We start from the raw sequence: 16,399 nt of genomic DNA on the forward strand, positions 1-16,399 counted from the left end.
CAGCAGGTTTACCGCTGGGCGTAGCTCGCCCACGGGATGTTCCAGTCCCCGAAGCCTTCCAATGGTTCCACAGCAGGAGCACCGGTGTTCAGGATCTGGACCACGTCACCGGTCTTCATGTTGTTGAAGAACCACGCAGCATCGTCCGGCAGCAGGCCTACGCATCCGTGGGAGACGTTGACCCGGCCAATGGCCCCCCACGCCGCCTCAAGGGCTTGGTGGACGTAGACCCCGGACCACGTCAGGCGGTTTGCATAGTCCACTACCATCGGCGCGTAGTAGCCCTTGTCTCCGGGTTTCAATCCGATGCTGCCAGCGTTGAAGTTGGACTTGCGCTCCTGCTCCAGGATCACGGCATAGCCCGTGGGCGAAAGCCAGTCTTCCCCGCCCAGGGATACAGGAGCGGTGTGGACCAGTTGCCCATCTGAGTAAACATTCATGGTCTTGGTGGTGTCGTCCACCACAGCCACGCGCTGGGGACCTGTTGTGAACGTGGAAACCACGTCCGCGTTGCCGATCATCTTGTTACCGAAGTCGACGCCCAGGAGTTTCATGTCGACCGTGACGGTGGTGCCCGAAACCCAGAACGCCTCCGGGCGGATCCGGACCTTTTTATCGGAGTACCAGTGCCAGGCCACAGCTTGGCCGGAGGAAACGGTGATGGCAACCCGCTTCTCCATGGCTGCCTTGTCCACCACAGGCTCGCTGAAGTTGATCTCGATGGGCTGCCCGGAACCCGCCGTCGTGCCGTTGCGCGGGTAAATGGAAGCGTCGGCCTCGTAGGCTGCGGAAACTGTGGTGAAGGTCTGGGTCTTCTGGGTTTCCTTCCCTGCGGTATCAACCACGGTGAAGGAATAGCTGTACTGGGTCTTGAACTTCAGGACTTCCAAGGTGGACCACGTGCTGCCGTCAGGGCTGATTTTGCCCTGCACTGGCGTACCACCGTCCACCGGTGCCAGCACCACGTCCTTGACCTTGCCGTTGACAGCTTTGATTTGCGGGCCCACCACGGGGTTCCACTCAATCGCTCCGTCCAACGGCGTGATACCCAACTCCACGGGTTTGGCCTCCACCGTTGGAGTAGGCGACGGCGTGGCGCCACCCAGCGGGGTGCCACCGGCCAGCAGGCCGGGCACCGTTGCGACTCCAATTCCGCCCACGGCAATAGCGGCGCAGATCCCTACGATGGCAAGGATCTTGCCTGTTTTCCGTTTGGCGACTTCCGTCATGGTTCCCGTCTTCCTGTCCCCCGGCAAGCAATACTGAACACCCAATTCTAGCCGAAAGGCCGGCCACGCTGGTCGCGTGTCCGGCCTTTCGCCATCGATTTGGGTGACGCAGCGCTGCTTAGTAGCGGTAGTGCTCCGGCTTGTAAGGCCCGGCAACGTCAAGGTCCAGGTAGTCCGCTTGGTCCTTGCTCAATTCCGTCAGTTCCACGCCCAGTGCGTCCAGGTGCAGACGTGCGACCTTTTCGTCCAGGATCTTGGGAAGCACGTAAACCTGCTTCCCGTATTCGCGTTCGCCCACAGGCTGGTCCTTCTTGGTCCAGAGTTCGATCTGCGCGATGGTCTGGTTGGCGAAGGAGTTGCTCATCACGAAGGAAGGGTGGCCCGTGGCGTTGCCCAGGTTCAGCAACCGGCCCTCGGACAAGACGATAATGGACCGCTCCGAGCCTGTGCCCGCCTCGAAGACCCACTCGTGGACCTGTGGTTTGATCTCCACTTTCTTGACACCGGGAATCTTTGCGAGCCCGGCAATGTCGATCTCGTTGTCGAAGTGCCCGATGTTGCCAACGATCGCTTTGTTCTTCATGCCCAGCATGTGCTCGGCCATGATGACGTCCTTGTTGCCCGTGGTGGTGATGAAGATGTCACCCTGTGCGAGCACCGATTCAAGCTTTGCTACCTGGTAACCGTCCATCGCGGCCTGCAGGGCACAAATGGGGTCGATTTCGGTAACGATGACGCGCGAGCCCTGGCCGCGCAGTGCCTCCGCGGCGCCCTTGCCCACATCGCCATAACCGCATACGACGGCCACCTTGCCGCCCATGAGCACGTCCGTGGCGCGGTTGATGCCGTCCGGCAGGGAGTGGCGGATGCCGTACTTGTTGTCGAACTTGCTCTTGGTAACGGAGTCGTTGACATTGATGGCCGGGAAGAGCAGCTTGCCCTGCTCCGCGAGCTGGTAGAGGCGGTGCACACCAGTCGTGGTTTCCTCGGTAACGCCCTCGATGCGGGCAGCAAGGCGCGTCCACTTCTGCGGATCGGCGGCGAGGGTCCTTCGAAGGAGGTCCAGGATGAGGACGTATTCCTCGGGATCTTCTTCGGTCGCCGTGGGAACTGCGCCCGCGGCTTCGAATTCGACGCCCTTGTGCAGCAGCAGCGTGGCGTCGCCGCCGTCGTCGAGAATCATGTTGGGACCCAGCTCCGGATTGGTCTCAGCGCCCGGCCAGGTCAGGATCTGCTCTGCAGTCCACCAGTACTCCTCCAGCGTTTCGCCCTTCCAAGCGAAGACGGGAACACCCTGGGGGTTTTCCGGCGTGCCTTTGCCGACCACGACGGCGGCAGCAGCTTCATCCTGGGTCGAAAAGATGTTGCACGAAGCCCAGCGGACTTCAGCACCCAGTGCGGTGAGGGTCTCGATGAGGACGGCAGTCTGGACCGTCATGTGCAGGGAACCCGCGATCCGTGCACCCTTGAGTGGCTGCGAGGCGCCAAACTCAGCCCGAAGGGACATGAGGCCCGGCATTTCGTGCTCGGCAAGGCGGATCTGGTGGCGACCTGCCTCCGCAAGGGAAATGTCAGCCACTTTGAAGTCAAAAGTCATGGAAATCCTTAGGGGTACCGTGCGGGTTTGATGAAGAAGAAAGTGCGCTTATGCCTTGGAATCGTGCTGGCCGGAGGTGGCGGCATTGGCCGCGGCCAGCAGTTCCGGTGGCAGGAGCAGCGGGATTCCGTCCTCAATCGCGTAGCGGAGCTTTTCACCGTCCGCTGCGGCAGAGGTGGAGACCAGCTCCTCACCCTCCTGGACCAGCGCCGAACCCGTCACGGGGCAGCGCAGGATGGACAACAGTTCAGGACTGACCTTTGGCATGAATGATGCTCCCTGGGTGGCGCCTGCGTGGCGCCGCTGGCGGACTTATCTGCAGATTCCAGACTACCGCGCAGGATCAGCCGGTTTGGAGCACGGCGACGAATTGCGACCCGACGCCAGGATCCGCCACGGAGGACTGCCTGTCAGGACGGTTCGCGGAGGATTCGCAGGTGGCCACGGCGGGTTCCCTCGACGCCTGCAGGCGGTTCCATCTGCGCGTGGTTGTGCCGGGCAGGCGACTCAGGTGCTGCCGAGGCTGCCTCGCGGACGGCGTTGGCCAGGGCCAGCAGATCATCGGGGCCAGGCTCGGGCGGGGTGGCGGGCATCGCCAGGCGCAGGACTTCCCAGCCCCGCGGAACGGTCAGGCTGCCGGCGTGCTGGGAGCAGAGGTCGTAGGCGTGCGGTTCGGCGTACGTCGCGAGAGGACCCAGGACTGCGGTCGACTCGGCGTACACGTACGTCAAAGTGGCCACCGCGGACTGGCGGCAGGCTGATCTTGAACATTGACGAATAGCACCCACAACATCCCAGATTAGCGCCAATTGGCACCTGCATTGCGCATTGGGCACCCGTGGCCTCCGCGAAGCCGGCAGAGTGCACAAGCCTCGGCGCGCTGCACGCCATGATGTCGCGCTGGCGGTTCCTCGGTACTAAAGTCGATATATGCAGTCACAGCCACATGTTCCCGGGTTCAACATCCGGTGGACTGACGCCGATGGCGATCAGGCGGAGGAACACGCCGGTTCGGGTGTTCGCGGCTTCCGGCGGCGCCGGCGCAACCGCCACGGGAGGGGACTGCGGGGCGAATTGATGCTCCCCAACCTGCCTGGTTTCCGAACCCGTTCAGAGCGGTTCGACGATATGGTGCTCGACTCAGCCGAGCGGCTCCAGGACATGTGGGGCAAACAGCTGGACGGCGTACTCTTTGCTGTCGATGAGATCCCACCCAATCTGGAGCAGCTTGTCGCCATTGGAAACACTGCCCCCATGGGCTCATATACGCCCGGTGGCCGTGGCGAAGCACCCATGATCACGGTCTACCGCCGGGTGGTGGAGCAAGGCTCCAACACCCGTGAGGAACTGCAGGACCTGGTCCATGACGTCGTCGTGGAGTACACCGCCGAAATGCTGGGCGTGCCGCCGGAAACACTTGATCCCGTTTACCGCCGTCGGTATCAATAACCCTGCATCACTAACCATGCGTCGATAACGACTGCGGCAGGCAGCTTTCGCTGCCTGCCGGCCCTGGGCTAGTACCCCACAGAGACCGGGACCTTCTCAAGTCCCGCCGCTGCGTCCTGGATTGCCACGACGGAAACATCCGCGCGGCCCTGCTTGCCGAGGACAAGTGCGCCATAGATCGGGTCGCCGGAAGCCGAAACCACATACCCTGCTATCGGTGAGTCTCCGGACTTTGCAGGGAGCTCTATCAACGACGTCGTCCCACCGGACATATCCACGTCAACGGCCTTGCCCACCGCACCCTCGGCAGTCACCGGAGCGTAGGTAACTGTGGCGCGGCCCTCAGGCACACCAAAACTCAGGAACCTCTGACCGTCCCGTGGAACGGCTACCAGGTGCTGGCTTCCCAGGCGGGCCGACGCCGGAGACCACGCGAAATCGGTGGCTTCCTCGGCTTTGGCGCCCCGCGTGACGCGGGCCGATGCCACGAATGCCACGTCCGAGCTCGCCTTGACGGTATAGGTTCCGGCCGGAATACCTTCCAGGTTCAGTGTGGCCACTGAGCCGCCCCTGACCGTCACGACTCCCCCGCTGGGAATCTTGCGTTCACCATTGGCACCGTACAGGCTCACCTGCACCACGGCATCGGTGGAACCGGGAACGGCAATCTGGAGGGCCGGTACAGCGTCGGCGAAACCTGATTTGCCGGCCAACGCTTTGGTGGCCGCCGGGTCCTGGATATCTACTCCGGACATCACCTGCAGGTTTGAGGGTCCGTCCCCCGGCGAAAGATACTCGACGCCCCCGGGAGCGAGTCCTCGCAGCACGCTTTGCTGGATGGTCCCGGAAACAGGGCCGCCTGTGCTGCGGACGTGGACAGCGAGCTGGGATTCACTCGGAGCGAGCCCCGCAAGATTCACTGAGCGGGTGGTTCCGGGAGCTACCAGGAGGCCACGTGCGCCCGGTGCCTGGATTTGTCCTTCGTACCCAAAGAGGTCGAGGTTTACCGTCGCAGGAGTCTCCGAGGCGTTGCTCAGGTTCAGAACTGCGGTTCGGCCCACTGCAGTGTTGGCGCCCAAGAGCCACGCATCGTTACCTGGAGGCTGGCATTGGGCCGTGGCCAGGCCGCGGAGGTCGCCATCTGTTGCGGCATAGCTGAGATGGGCGGCCAGGGATGCCTGCTCATTCCCAATGGGATCCGCCCCCACCACTGTCGGAGAGGTCACGGGGGAAATGGAGGCTACACCTGCTGCCAGTACCGGCGGCCCGGACGTTGGCGTAGGAGTGCTGGTGGGGGCCTTGGCGATCTCAGCCACCGCGTCGCCTGCCAGCGACGTCACCTTGCTTCCGGGAACCGTTCCAGCCGGATTGCTCAGCACCACCGCGTTGAGTGCACTGGTTGCCGTGGTGGAAACAGGACTGAAGTCCGCGTCCGTTCCCACAACGGTGCCGTTGACCAGCCGTGCAGGTTCGGGGCAGACACCCAAGGCGCGCCCTGCAGGAACGTCGGCCTGCCGGGCGTCCATAGTGGTCCCGCCGGAAGGCTGGGGCACCATCGAGGTCGCGGCAACAGCGCCTCCACCTGCAGCCAGGATGACCACTGCGGAGAGCACACCCGTAATGACGCCTTTGTTGGAGCTCCGGGAGCCCTTGGGAGAACTGCGGGACGCTTTTTGCTCGACCGGCGGCTTCTGGTCGTCAGACACTGCTGTACTCCTTACGGAGGGATACTTCATCCCTCGACATGCCGGTACGGGTGCGGCGTGCGGGCATCGGAATGGCCAACAGGACCGTCAATCCGATCACCACGGCCTGCAGGATTCCGAACAACAGGGCCCAAGGGCTCGTGTACCGGATTTCCAGCTCACCCCCACTGGCCGGAAGTTCGAAGGCCTGCGACCAGCCGGATGTGGTGGCCTTCAGTTGGCGGCCATCGATCCATGCTGTCCAGCCGGGATCAGACCGTTCGGCCAGGACAACCTGGCGGCCTTCGTCACCGGCCGGCACAGCAGCATCCACGGACACTTCCCCGGCCGGCAGGTTTCCTACTGTTTCGCCCTTGGAATCTACGATTCGGACGCGGTGGGCACTATCCGCGGCCGTAGCTGCAGGCTGGTTCCTCGGCGTGACACGCCACAGCCACCCGGCGTCGGTCTGGCCAACAGCAACGAGGCCCGGAACGGCGTCGATCCTGCTGGCTGTCAGCTGGGCCGCGTTGTCCGCGGCCTTGAGGACCACGAATCCGGCGCCGAGTTGTTCCAAGTCTGCGCGGGGGTCCACACCGGTGCTGGCCACAATGGTGGCCACGGCACGGCGGAGGGATGCGGTTGCTGCGTCGTCGGTCGCTATTTCTTCGCGGCCCGGCGCCCCGATGATGGTCCGGGCGGAGGCAATAGTAGACAGACCGTCCAGGGTTGTGCCCGCTCCGCGCATCAGCGACGACGTGAAGGCACCCTGCTCGCCGCTGGTGATAACCAGCGTCCGGGTACGTTCAGGTCCCTGGCCACGGTCGACGGCGGTAGCCGGCAAAGTAGCTGAGTCCACCGGCCATACCTGGCGTGGAGAACCAAGGGACGACGTCGGCCCGGCAGCGTTCGGTGCCGCTGTCACCCCGGGTGCGGGGGACGGCTGAAGGATGTTCTGTACTGCCCAGGCGCCCATGCCGGCCAAGGGCCCGGCGACGAGGAGAGTCAAGGCCAATCCGGACGCGATGGCCCGCAGCGGCAGCCGTCGACTTTGTGAGTCAGGCATCCGGCGGGGGGCGGCAAAGATCTTGTCGGCCCCGATGACGGCGGCACCGAGCAGCAATATTCCCGCCGCCGATACGGCCGGACCGGTAAAGGGTCCGACAATGACGTTGTTGTTCACGCCCGTGGCGACATGTCCCACCAGCCAGCCGCTGGCCAAAATGGTCAACGCTGCCAGCCAGAAGACCCGGGCCAGCGCGGTGCGCTTGCCGGGCAGGAACAATGCCGTGACGGCGAGGATCAGGATCGGAGCGCTGACCAACAGGGCCAGCAGCAGTGCCCAGGGCATGGCCCCGGGGCCAAAGAGCGTCAGGCCGGTCAAACCGGCGTCGACGTCAAAAGCGAGCGGCTGGCCAAGCAGTTGCTGCCACAGCGGTGCTGCCTCGAACGTGAGCGGCACTCCAGGATCGGCGAGCAAAGCGCGGGGCCTGTCCAGCACGGAGATTCCATAGGGCAGGAACAAGGCGACGGTAGGAAGAAGTGACCACCACAAAGTCTTGCCGCGTTGTCCGAGGATGACGGCGGCCAGGATTACCGCAACGGTAATGGGGCCCAGCAGGGATGGTGCAGAGGCAGTCACAATGGCCATTGCCAGTCCCCCGGCCGCCGCAGCGGTCCAGGACGGCGTTCCGTTGATGCCCGGTTTTCCGAGGATGGGAGCCGGTCGCCTGCTGAGTGAAGTGACGGCGTGCGAACGCCCTTGGCCGATGGCAGATCCTGAGGCGCGCAGCAGTGCGAGGAGCAGCAGTGGCATCATGACGTGCGCAACCAGGGCACCCGCGCGGCCCTCATTGATCGCGATCAGCAGTGCCGGCGCGGCGGACCAAGCCAAGGCCGCCACCGTCCGGAAACGGCGCTTGGCAGTCAAAGCGCCCGCGGCGAACCACGCACCGACAGCTGACAGCGGCATGGCAAGGATCAACAGCCAGGCCATGGCCGAATCGCCGTCTCCGCCGCCAACCAGGGACAGCAGCCACAACACATAGCCGAACGGATCGCCGTGACCCGGCAGTCCTGCCCCCAGGGATATCCACCACGTGGAAGCGTTGGCCCAAATGTCCGCGGGCGATGCGGCCAGAGGGAGCAGTCCGCCGCCGGCAACGGTGCCGGAACGGACCAGCCCAAGCAGTCCAACCAGTGCCGCGGCAAGGGCAAGCAGCGCGGCAGCAACGGCGCCTGTTCCCACCCAGCCACGTTCGTTTGTTGCCAGCGCCGCAAAGTCGTCCGTGGCATCTCCGCTTGGTTCGGGAGCCAGCAGGTCCGAGACAGCAGAAGTCTCTTCACTCGGACGGATCGCCTCCAGCAAAGACCGCCGGTTGGCCCTGACCTCACGCGTTGATGTTTGCAGGCCCCTGACCACCGAGCGGCGAACGCGGCGTGTCTTGGCAGCAACCCGGCGGCCCCTGCCAATGGCCAAAGGCCGGATCAGAGCCGCAATAGTGGCGGTGAATTGGGAGAAGCCATAGCCGGGTTCTTTCACCAGGATGCTCAACACCAGCCGGACGACTGCACCGAACAAAGCTCCGACCGCCTGGAACGGCACGTTCCACCACGGCGTGTGCTTGAGCCGCATATGGATCTGGGCTTTGCGTGCTGCGGAGGAAGTCCCCAAGCCATGGGGGCGGTGCTCCACATGGAACATGCGGGCGCTGGGAACTACCACTACGCGATTGCCCGCAAGCCAGTTGCGCCAGCAGAAGTCCACGTCATCGCCGCTTCCGGGCAGGGCAGGGTCAAAGCCCTGCAGCTGTTCCCAGACATCGCGGCGGACCAACATACCGGCGGAATTTACGGCGAAGGTGTCAGTGCGGGCATCGTATTGCCCCTGGTCGACTTCGTCCGCGTCGATCAATGTCAGACGCTCGGCCCATCGGCTTGTGGAGAGCCCTACGTCCACCAGGTGCCGCTCGTTGTCCCAACCGAGCTGTTTGCATCCGGCAACGGTTACCGAAGGGGCCCGTTCCACGGCGTGGAGAAGTTCCGCCAGCGCGTCCGGTGCCGGCGCAGCGTCGTCATGAAGAAGCCATAGCCACTTGACCGGGCCGGGTTCACTTCCGCTGCCGTCCTCGGCCCTGCCGTTTTCCGGAGCCAGCTCCTGCAGCCCTGCCTGGATGGCGGCGCCAAAGCCGGACTTCGCCTGCTGAAAGGTGGTGACATTGCCCTGGCCGAAGGCTTCACGGAGCAAGTCCAGCGAGTTGTCCGTGGAACCTGTATCAATGCCAATGGCGGCATCTGCCGAACGCGTTTGGTTCGACAGTGCCGCCAGTGTCCTGGGGAGATAGTTGCCGCCATCGTGGGAAACCACAACGGCGGTAACGTGAACTTCCTTGAGAATTAGACCGCTCGCTTCCTTAGCCGACGACGTTCCCGCTCAGAGAGTCCGCCCCAAATACCGAACCGCTCGTCATTGGCGAGGGCGTACTCCAAGCACTGCGAACGGACGTTGCACGCTCCGCAGACCTTTTTGGCGTCCCTCGTTGATCCACCCTTTTCGGGGAAGAAAGCTTCCGGATCGGTCTGCGCGCACAGCGCATCAGTCTGCCAACCAAGTTCGCCTTCGTCATCGAAATCGCCTTGGCCGGGAAGGCCGATCCACACGGGCTGACCCGGTGTTTCAAGCGGACGACGCAACTCCATGGGAGGGTCATCCACATCTTCGTCCGGTCCAGCGGGCAGGTCACCGATCAGCGCTTCGTGTGCGGCCAGGAGGGCAGTTGCCTGATCCTCCAAAGAGTCCTGCACATTCTGGTTGTATCGGTCTGCCGCTTCCGGGTCCGCTGGGTCGACGTACCAATCCCCCGGTACTTCCCGCGAACGGTATTTCACCGACGCATGTTCTGCGACGACTGCATCTTCCTGGATACGCAACGCTTGCCCCATGGCGTCCCTCCTGATTTTGCAGCTGCTGCTTGGATTTATTTCCGATTCCCGGCGACGTTCCGGTCATCTGTGCAGCGGCGTTTGATTACTAATTACACGCGTGTAACTACCCGCCAGTCAAGCCGCGCCGGGATAATAATCAAGAATCTGTAGAAACGTGGGATGCGCCACGCCCAACATTTTGGCGGCGACGCCGCGTGTACTCGCGGCAAATGGGAGCCCCGCATCGATTTACATGAACTTTCATTGAATTTCCGCGGAAAATAACAGAGACGCCTCAAAGCCCCCAACGATTGGACAAAATCGTATGTGGCGCAATTCACAATCGTCCAGCCAACCCCAAGGACGGCGCGGGATCACCGTGGCAAGATTGACGCATGAGCATCCCGGCAGTGAACCTGATGACCACCCTGCGATCCGGACATTCAACCTCACCACGACTCACTTGGTACGGTCCCGACTCCGAACGGGTAGAGCTCTCGGGCCGGGTCCTGGATAACTGGGTAGCCAAGACCAGCAACCTCCTGCAGGATGAACTGGACGCCGAACCCGGAACGGCAATCCGCCTGGACCTTCCGGCGCACTGGAAGTCCTTTGTCTGGGCATTGGCGGCGTGGCAACTCGGGATGGAAGTGGTCTTTGACGAGACCCCGGCGGATCTTTTGGTCACAGACAAGCCCGACGACGGCGCCGGGGCCGGCTTCGACGCTGTCGTCGCCGTACCGCTCGCTGCACTTGCGATGCGCTGGCCGGGAGAGCTGCCATCCGGCGTCGTGGATTACGCGGCGGAAGTCCGCTCCCATGGGGACGTCTTCATGGCGCACAATGACCCCGGGGCGGAGTTGCCGGCAGTGCGGGGCGCATCAGCGCTCACGCACGAAGCCCTCATCGACGGTTTTGCCGTCGGGCAGGAACCTGGCGTACGCCTTCTGGTTCGCGCCGCCGAAGGCTTGGAACCCTGCCTTGCAGCGTCGCTGGGTGCCTGGAAGGAAGATGGCTCAGTAGTGCTGGTACATCCGGACCTGGAAGTCACCGAGCACCTGCTGGAGAATGAGCGCGTCAGCCGTTCTTGATCGAGGGGAACTCGCCGGTGGCCGGGTTGGCAGCACTTGTTTCCGCGCCGGTCTTGGCCTTGTGGTGAAGCTCGATGATCTCGTGGTCGTGTGAGAACTCGGGCTCTGCATCCAGTTCTTCGTTGAACACCCAGAACCGGTATGCGAAGAAGCGGAAGATGGTGCCCAGGATGAGGCCCACAACGCTGCCGGCGATGAACAGCGAAGGCTTGTCATTGAGGTCCAGGATGTATTTGGCGAACCACACGCAACCAGACGCAATCAGGAGGCCCACGAGGTTCATGATGGCAAACAGCACCGCTTCACGAACCACGTTGGCTTGCTTGCGGTGGCGGAAGGTCCAGAAACGGTTTGCGACCCAGGAGAAAACGCTGGCAACAATCGTTGCAATGGCCTTTGCCCACACTTCACTGCCGTGCATCGGACCGGAGAAGAGCCAGATGAAAACGGCCGAGTCAATAACAAAAGCAACACCGCCGACGGCGCCGAACTTTGCTACCTCACGCCAAAAAAGCGAGGCAAGTCCGCGGATGCGATCTGCAAGTGTGGTGATCATGACCCTCCATGGCCGTTGAAAAGTGGGCCGATGGGCCAAACCCATTTTAGCGCCGATTTCCAAGCGCTGCCTTTGGACGGGCTGTGAGAACGCCGATACTGGCGCTTCACGCAGCGAAAAACGGGCCCGAATGGCGGCAGAATCAGTGATCCTGCCGCCGGTTCGGTAGGCTGAACATTGTGACTTTTCCAGTAATTGGCGTTGTTGGCGGCGGCCAGCTCGCACGAATGATGGCTCCGCCCGCTACCGCCCTGGGCTTCGAACTGCGTGTTTTGGCCGAGGGTGAGGACGTTTCGGCTGTAGCCGCGGTGGCCTCAGCCCCGATCGGTGACTACAAGGACCTGGAGGCTCTCCTTGAGTTCTCCAAGGGCCTGGACGTGCTGACCTTCGACCACGAGCATGTCCCCACCGAACACCTGCAGGCCCTGTTGGATGCAGGCGTTAACGTGCAGCCTGGCCCTGATGCCTTGGTCAATGCCCAGGACAAGCTGGTCATGAGGGCTGCGATCGACCGCCTCGGCCTTCCCAACCCGGAGTGGTCAGCAGTCAACACCGTCGAAGAGCTCGTGGATTTCGGCGACAGGATCGGCTGGCCCGTCGTCTTGAAGACGCCCCGCGGTGGCTATGACGGCAAGGGAGTCAGGATCGTTGACTCCCCGGAAGAAGCCGTGGAAACTGCCGACTGGTTCCAGGCCATGAGCCCCCTGCTGGCCGAAGCCAAGGTGGACTTCAGCCGCGAACTCTCCGCCCTGGTGGCCCGTACTCCCAGCGGCGAGTCCCGGGCATGGCCCGTGGTCCACACCATCCAGGTGGACGGGGTCTGCGACGAAGTCATCGCACCGGCCCAGAACATTCCCCTTGAGGTGGCAGCTGCCGCCGAAGAAGCTGCGCTGCGCATCGCCAACGAACTTGGCGTCACCGGAGTCATGGCTGCAGAGCTGTTTGAAACCCCGGGTGTCGGAGCAGGCTTCCTCATCAACGAACTTGCCATGCGCCCGCACAACACGGGTCACTGGACGCAGGACGGTTCCATCACCAGCCAGTTCGAACAGCACCTTCGGGCTGTGCTGGACCTGCCGCTCGGCGCTACCGACGCGTTGGCCCCGGTGGTGGTCATGAAGAACTTCCTCGGCGGCGAAAACCAGGACCTCTTCAAGGCCTTCCCGATGGCTTTGGCCTACGAACCGGCAGCGAAGGTCCACTCTTACGGCAAGTCCGTTCGCCCCGGCCGCAAGATCGGCCACGTCAACCTCGTCGGCAGCTCGGTTTCCGACGTCGACTCCGTCCGCCAGCGCGCCACAGCCGTTGCAGACATCATCCGTGACGGCCGCATGCCGGCGCAGACTACCTCCGAGGAGACCGCATGACGTCAGAATCAACAGCCCCGCTGGTAGGGCTCGTGATGGGTTCGGATTCCGATTGGCCGGTCATGGAGGCCGCCGCGGACGCCTTGGCCGAGTTCGGCATCCCGTTCGAAGCGGACGTCGTTTCGGCACACCGCATGCCCACGGAAATGATCCGTTACGGCCAGACGGCCCATGAACGTGGTCTCCGGGTCATCATCGCCGGTGCCGGCGGCGCAGCGCACCTCCCTGGCATGCTTGCCTCGGTCACACCCCTCCCCGTGATCGGCGTTCCGGTTCCCCTGAAGACCCTGGATGGCATGGATTCCCTCCTGTCCATCGTGCAGATGCCCGCGGGCGTACCGGTGGCCACGGTGTCCATCGCCGGTGCACGCAACGCTGGTCTCCTTGCCGTGCGCGTGCTGGCCTCCGGAACGGACGAACTTGCGTCAAAGCTCCGTGCGGACCTGCTCACGTTTGCCCAGGAACTGAACGACGTCGCCACCAAGAAGGGCGAAAACCTTCGGCGCAAAGTGGAAGAAGTCTTCTCCCCCGCCAACGCCTCAGCCCGGAGCTCCCGCTAGGAAGGCAGCGGTTGACTACCATGCACAAGACCTCGAATCAGCCCGGTTCCGCCCTGACTGATCCTGTTCGCTATCCGTCCGGTGCAAGCGCCCCGGTACGGACCAAACGCGCCTTCGTGCTGGTCCTGCTCACCCTCTTTATCCCCGGCAGCGCCCAGATCGTTGCCGGGGACAGAAAACTTGGCCGGGTGGCGCTGCGCATCACGCTCACCGTGTGGGCTTTGGCGCTGCTGACCCTCTTCATTGCCTTGGTCAACCGCACCATGCTGCTCAGCATCGTCACCCACCCCGTCGGATCCCTCATCATCATCGTGGTCCTGGTGGCGTTGGCTTTGGGCTGGGCTTACCTGTTCCTCAACACCTTGCGGATCATCAGGCCGACGCTCCTGGCACCGGGAATGCGGCCGATCATTGCCGTGGTGTTGGCGGTCTCCACCATCCTCGCCAGCGGATCCTTGGGCTACATCGCCTACGTCCTGAACGTGAGCCGCAACGCCATCGGGAGCATCTTCAATGCCGGTCCGGCCATCGATCCGGTGGACGGACGCTACAACTTCCTCATGATGGGTGGCGACGCCGGGGACGACCGGACGGGCCGCCGCCCGGACAGCCTTTCTGTGATCAGCGTCGACGCCAAAACGGGCGAGAGCGCCATCATCTCCGTCCCCCGCAACCTCCAGAACGCCCAGTTCAGCGAGGGCTCGCCCATGCGCGAGGTTTACCCCGAGGGCTACAACTGCGGCGACGAATGCCTCATCAATGCCGTCAACACCGAAGTCACCAACAACTACCAGGACCTCTACCCCGGTGTTGCCGATCCTGGTGCGCAGGCCACGCTTGAAGCCGTATCAGGCACCTTGGGCATCACGGTCCAGGCTTACGTCCTGGTGGACATGGACGGGTTCGCCAAGCTCATCGACGCGATGGGTGGAATCCGCATCAAGGCCGGCGGCTGGGTTCCCATCAGTGGTCCCGTCACCGACGAGGCCAACGGAATCCACGGCATGCCCGATGGCTGGATCCCCGCCGGCGATCAGCACTTGGATGGCTTCCATGCCCTTTGGTACGGCCGTTCCCGCGAGTTCGTGGACGACTACGCCCGTATCGCGCGCCAGCAGTGCGTGCAGCAGGCCATGCTCAAGCAACTTGATCCGGCCACCCTGCTGACCAAGTTCGAGGACATCGCCAATGCCGGGACCAAGGTGGTCGATTCCAATATTTCTTCCAATCAGTTGGGCAGCTTCGTGGACCTCGCGCTGAAGTCGAAGAACCAGCCCGTCAAGCGCCTCACCATCGGGCCTCCGGACTTTGATGCGTCCTTCTCCACCGTGCCTGACTTCGACCTGATCCACTCCAAGGTCCAGGAAGTCCTGGCGCCAGCCAACAGCCCCAAGGCGGATGATGCCGTCGTGACCCCCAACGGAGCCGCTGCCGGCACCATCGTGGCTGCAGGACCCCTTGCGGGAAACCTCCCGGCGAGCCAGTTGCCTTCGCCGTCGGCCGATTTCACCCCCGTGACGACGACGCCCGACGGTACCCCCATCACCGAGGAGCTGTTGAACGGCCTCAAAGCCCAGGGCGACGAGCAGGGCATCCGTGACCTCGTCGCCACCAACGGACAGTGCGCACCGCTGTAAGCTTGCAGGTCCGCTCCACCCACGTTCAGCGCAACGATAAGGACTTTCTTTCGTGTACCAAATTGAGAATGTTTTGCGACCCTACGCGTGGGGTTCGACGACGGCGATCGCAGACTTGCTCGGGCGGCCGGCATCGGGTGGTCCCGAAGCTGAAATGTGGATTGGAGCCCACCCGGACTCCCCCTCCACAGCAATTCACCCCAACGGTGCGACACAGCCCTTGAATGCGCTGATCGAATCGGATCCCCTGCACTTCCTCGGTTCCGAAAGCCTGTCTGAATTCGGGCCGCGGTTGCCCTTCCTCGCCAAATTGCTGGCGGCCGAGCAGCCACTGTCCCTTCAGGTGCACCCCAGCCTCGAGCAGGCGCAGGAGGGCTTTGCCCGCGAGAATGCAGCAGGAATCCCCTCAAGCGCCGCCGAACGCAATTACCGCGACGACAACCACAAACCGGAGATGATCTTTGCGTTGACTCCGTTCAAGGCTCTCTGTGGATTCCGTCCTTCCGCTGGGTCCAAGGCCGTCTTTGAGCATCTTGCCCGCATCCTTGATTCCGCTGCCATCTCTGTTCCGCCCGTTATCACGCACGTTGTTTCGGACCTTTCCGCGCCAGACGAGCCCGCTGGCCTGAAGGCAGCCTTCAGCCGCCTCATCGAAGGCGGAAGCCAAGTTTCCGACGCGATCAACGAGGTAGTAGCAGTCTTCTCCGCCGGCGCACCACTGGAGCCGCATCGGGAAGCGCTGACGGCAATGCTGGACATCAACGAAGCCTTCCCCGGCGACCCCGGCGTCCTCATCTCACTGCTCCTCAACCACCTGTCCCTGGAGCCGGGTGAAGTGGTGTACCTGCCCGCCGGTAATGTCCACGCCTACCTCCACGGCTTTGGTCTGGAAGTCATGGCTTCCTCAGACAACGTGCTTCGCGGCGGCCTCACACCCAAGCACGTGGACGTTCCGGAGCTGATGAAGACGGTCCGTTTCGAAGCGCTGGGCGTGCCGCGCATCGAGGCGACGGGAACGGAATTCGGGCAGGAACTGTACCGTCCGCCTTTCAAGGAGTTCCAGCTGCAGCGCATTGAGCTTGGCCCGGGCGCCGAGCCGGTGCCGCTGGCACAGAACGGTCCCGCCGTCGTCGTGGTGGTTTCCGGTTCCGTGATGCTCGACTCCCCCAAGAGCGACCTCCTGCTTCAGCGTGGTGCAGCAGCGTTTATCCCCGACGTCGAGGCCCCCGTTAATGTCCATCCTGTCCAAGGCGCATCGGATGTCAGCATTGCATTCGCCGTGACCACAGGGTTGGGGAACTGAT

At 63.2% G+C, this 16,399-nt stretch carries 14 protein-coding genes; 6 read left to right on the forward strand and 8 right to left on the reverse strand.

The genetic code is table 11. The features are described 5' to 3' along the window. Positions 1–8 precede the first annotated feature (8 nt). From GVL04_RS00415 to GVL04_RS00430, 4 genes are all read right to left on the reverse strand, one after another. The gene (locus tag GVL04_RS00415; protein WP_159697906.1) at positions 9–1,229 is read right to left on the reverse strand and encodes an Ig-like domain-containing protein; all 1,221 of its coding nucleotides are present in this window, start codon (positions 1,227–1,229) and stop codon (positions 9–11) included. 118 nt (positions 1,230–1,347) lie between these two features. After that, a complete protein-coding gene (ahcY, locus tag GVL04_RS00420) occupies positions 1,348–2,826 on the reverse strand; it encodes an adenosylhomocysteinase (protein ID WP_159697909.1) in 1,479 nt (492 codons plus the stop codon). A gap of 48 nt (positions 2,827–2,874) precedes the next feature. Beyond that, positions 2,875–3,093, reverse strand: a complete 219-nt coding sequence (locus GVL04_RS00425; RefSeq protein ID WP_159697912.1) for a Trm112 family protein — start codon at positions 3,091–3,093, stop codon at positions 2,875–2,877. A gap of 143 nt (positions 3,094–3,236) precedes the next feature. Beyond that, positions 3,237–3,614, reverse strand: a complete 378-nt coding sequence (locus GVL04_RS00430) for a DUF3499 domain-containing protein (protein ID WP_200846699.1) — start codon at positions 3,612–3,614, stop codon at positions 3,237–3,239. A 142-nt stretch (positions 3,615–3,756) separates the two neighbouring features. On the opposite strand from GVL04_RS00430, the gene GVL04_RS00435 reads away from it, so the two are divergent. Beyond that, positions 3,757–4,275, forward strand: coding sequence for a metallopeptidase family protein (locus GVL04_RS00435; protein WP_159697918.1), 519 nt, complete (start codon positions 3,757–3,759; stop codon positions 4,273–4,275). Between the two features lie 68 nt (positions 4,276–4,343). Here GVL04_RS00435 and GVL04_RS00440 read toward each other — a convergent pair whose 3' ends face one another. The 3 genes from GVL04_RS00440 to GVL04_RS00450 are packed head-to-tail and all read right to left on the reverse strand — an operon-like array spanning position 4,344 to position 9,902. Then, the gene (locus GVL04_RS00440) at positions 4,344–5,981 is read right to left on the reverse strand and encodes a DUF5719 family protein (protein ID WP_235036100.1); all 1,638 of its coding nucleotides are present in this window, start codon (positions 5,979–5,981) and stop codon (positions 4,344–4,346) included. Then, positions 5,974–9,357 carry a glycosyltransferase gene (locus tag GVL04_RS00445; RefSeq protein ID WP_159699018.1) on the reverse strand — a complete coding sequence of 1,128 codons (3,384 nt, stop codon included), beginning with the start codon at positions 9,355–9,357 and terminating at the stop codon, positions 5,974–5,976. Before GVL04_RS00445 ends, GVL04_RS00440 begins: the two co-directional genes overlap by 8 nt. Then, the gene (locus GVL04_RS00450; protein ID WP_159697921.1) at positions 9,357–9,902 is read right to left on the reverse strand and encodes a WhiB family transcriptional regulator; all 546 of its coding nucleotides are present in this window, start codon (positions 9,900–9,902) and stop codon (positions 9,357–9,359) included. Before GVL04_RS00450 ends, GVL04_RS00445 begins: the two co-directional genes overlap by 1 nt. A gap of 377 nt (positions 9,903–10,279) precedes the next feature. On the opposite strand from GVL04_RS00450, the gene GVL04_RS00455 reads away from it, so the two are divergent. Next, positions 10,280–10,975 (forward strand): TIGR03089 family protein, encoded by a 696-nt coding sequence (locus tag GVL04_RS00455; RefSeq protein ID WP_159697924.1) that lies wholly within the window; start codon positions 10,280–10,282, stop codon positions 10,973–10,975. Here the strand turns inward: GVL04_RS00455 and GVL04_RS00460 are convergent. Next, the gene (locus tag GVL04_RS00460) at positions 10,962–11,531 is read right to left on the reverse strand and encodes a GtrA family protein (protein WP_159697927.1); all 570 of its coding nucleotides are present in this window, start codon (positions 11,529–11,531) and stop codon (positions 10,962–10,964) included. The two genes, GVL04_RS00455 and GVL04_RS00460, sit on opposite strands and share 14 nt — an antisense overlap. Before the next feature lie 179 nt (positions 11,532–11,710). Between GVL04_RS00460 and GVL04_RS00465 the strand changes: the two genes are divergently transcribed. Genes GVL04_RS00465 through manA form a run of 4 tightly spaced genes read left to right on the forward strand, consistent with a single transcriptional unit; the run spans position 11,711 to position 16,398 of the window. After that, positions 11,711–12,898: a 5-(carboxyamino)imidazole ribonucleotide synthase gene (locus GVL04_RS00465; protein ID WP_159697930.1), complete on the forward strand. Its 1,188-nt coding sequence runs from the start codon at positions 11,711–11,713 to the stop codon at positions 12,896–12,898. Further along, positions 12,895–13,458, forward strand: coding sequence for a 5-(carboxyamino)imidazole ribonucleotide mutase (purE, locus tag GVL04_RS00470; RefSeq protein ID WP_159697933.1), 564 nt, complete (start codon positions 12,895–12,897; stop codon positions 13,456–13,458). The genes GVL04_RS00465 and purE overlap by 4 nt, the downstream gene beginning before the upstream one ends. 20 nt (positions 13,459–13,478) lie before the next feature. Next, positions 13,479–15,095 carry an LCP family protein gene (locus GVL04_RS00475; RefSeq protein ID WP_159699021.1) on the forward strand — a complete coding sequence of 539 codons (1,617 nt, stop codon included), beginning with the start codon at positions 13,479–13,481 and terminating at the stop codon, positions 15,093–15,095. A 52-nt stretch (positions 15,096–15,147) separates the two neighbouring features. Beyond that, on the forward strand, positions 15,148–16,398 hold the full coding sequence (gene manA, locus GVL04_RS00480) for a mannose-6-phosphate isomerase, class I (protein WP_159697936.1): 1,251 nt from the start codon (positions 15,148–15,150) through the stop codon (positions 16,396–16,398). The last annotated feature ends 1 nt before the right edge of the window (position 16,399 follow it).

This window comes from Arthrobacter sp. 18067 (assembly GCF_902706295.1).
Classification (GTDB): domain Bacteria; phylum Actinomycetota; class Actinomycetes; order Actinomycetales; family Micrococcaceae; genus Arthrobacter.

Coding starts and splice junctions, on each gene's coding strand:
- GVL04_RS00415 (WP_159697906.1), bottom strand. CDS start 1,229: ATGACGGAAGTCGCCAAACGGAAAACAGGCAAGATCCTTGCCATCGTA.
- ahcY (WP_159697909.1), bottom strand. CDS start 2,826: ATGACTTTTGACTTCAAAGTGGCTGACATTTCCCTTGCGGAGGCAGGT.
- GVL04_RS00425 (WP_159697912.1), bottom strand. CDS start 3,093: ATGCCAAAGGTCAGTCCTGAACTGTTGTCCATCCTGCGCTGCCCCGTG.
- GVL04_RS00435 (WP_159697918.1), top strand. CDS start 3,757: ATGCAGTCACAGCCACATGTTCCCGGGTTCAACATCCGGTGGACTGAC.
- GVL04_RS00450 (WP_159697921.1), bottom strand. CDS start 9,902: ATGGGGCAAGCGTTGCGTATCCAGGAAGATGCAGTCGTCGCAGAACAT.
- GVL04_RS00455 (WP_159697924.1), top strand. CDS start 10,280: ATGAGCATCCCGGCAGTGAACCTGATGACCACCCTGCGATCCGGACAT.
- GVL04_RS00460 (WP_159697927.1), bottom strand. CDS start 11,531: ATGATCACCACACTTGCAGATCGCATCCGCGGACTTGCCTCGCTTTTT.
- purE (WP_159697933.1), top strand. CDS start 12,895: ATGACGTCAGAATCAACAGCCCCGCTGGTAGGGCTCGTGATGGGTTCG.
- GVL04_RS00475 (WP_159699021.1), top strand. CDS start 13,479: ATGCACAAGACCTCGAATCAGCCCGGTTCCGCCCTGACTGATCCTGTT.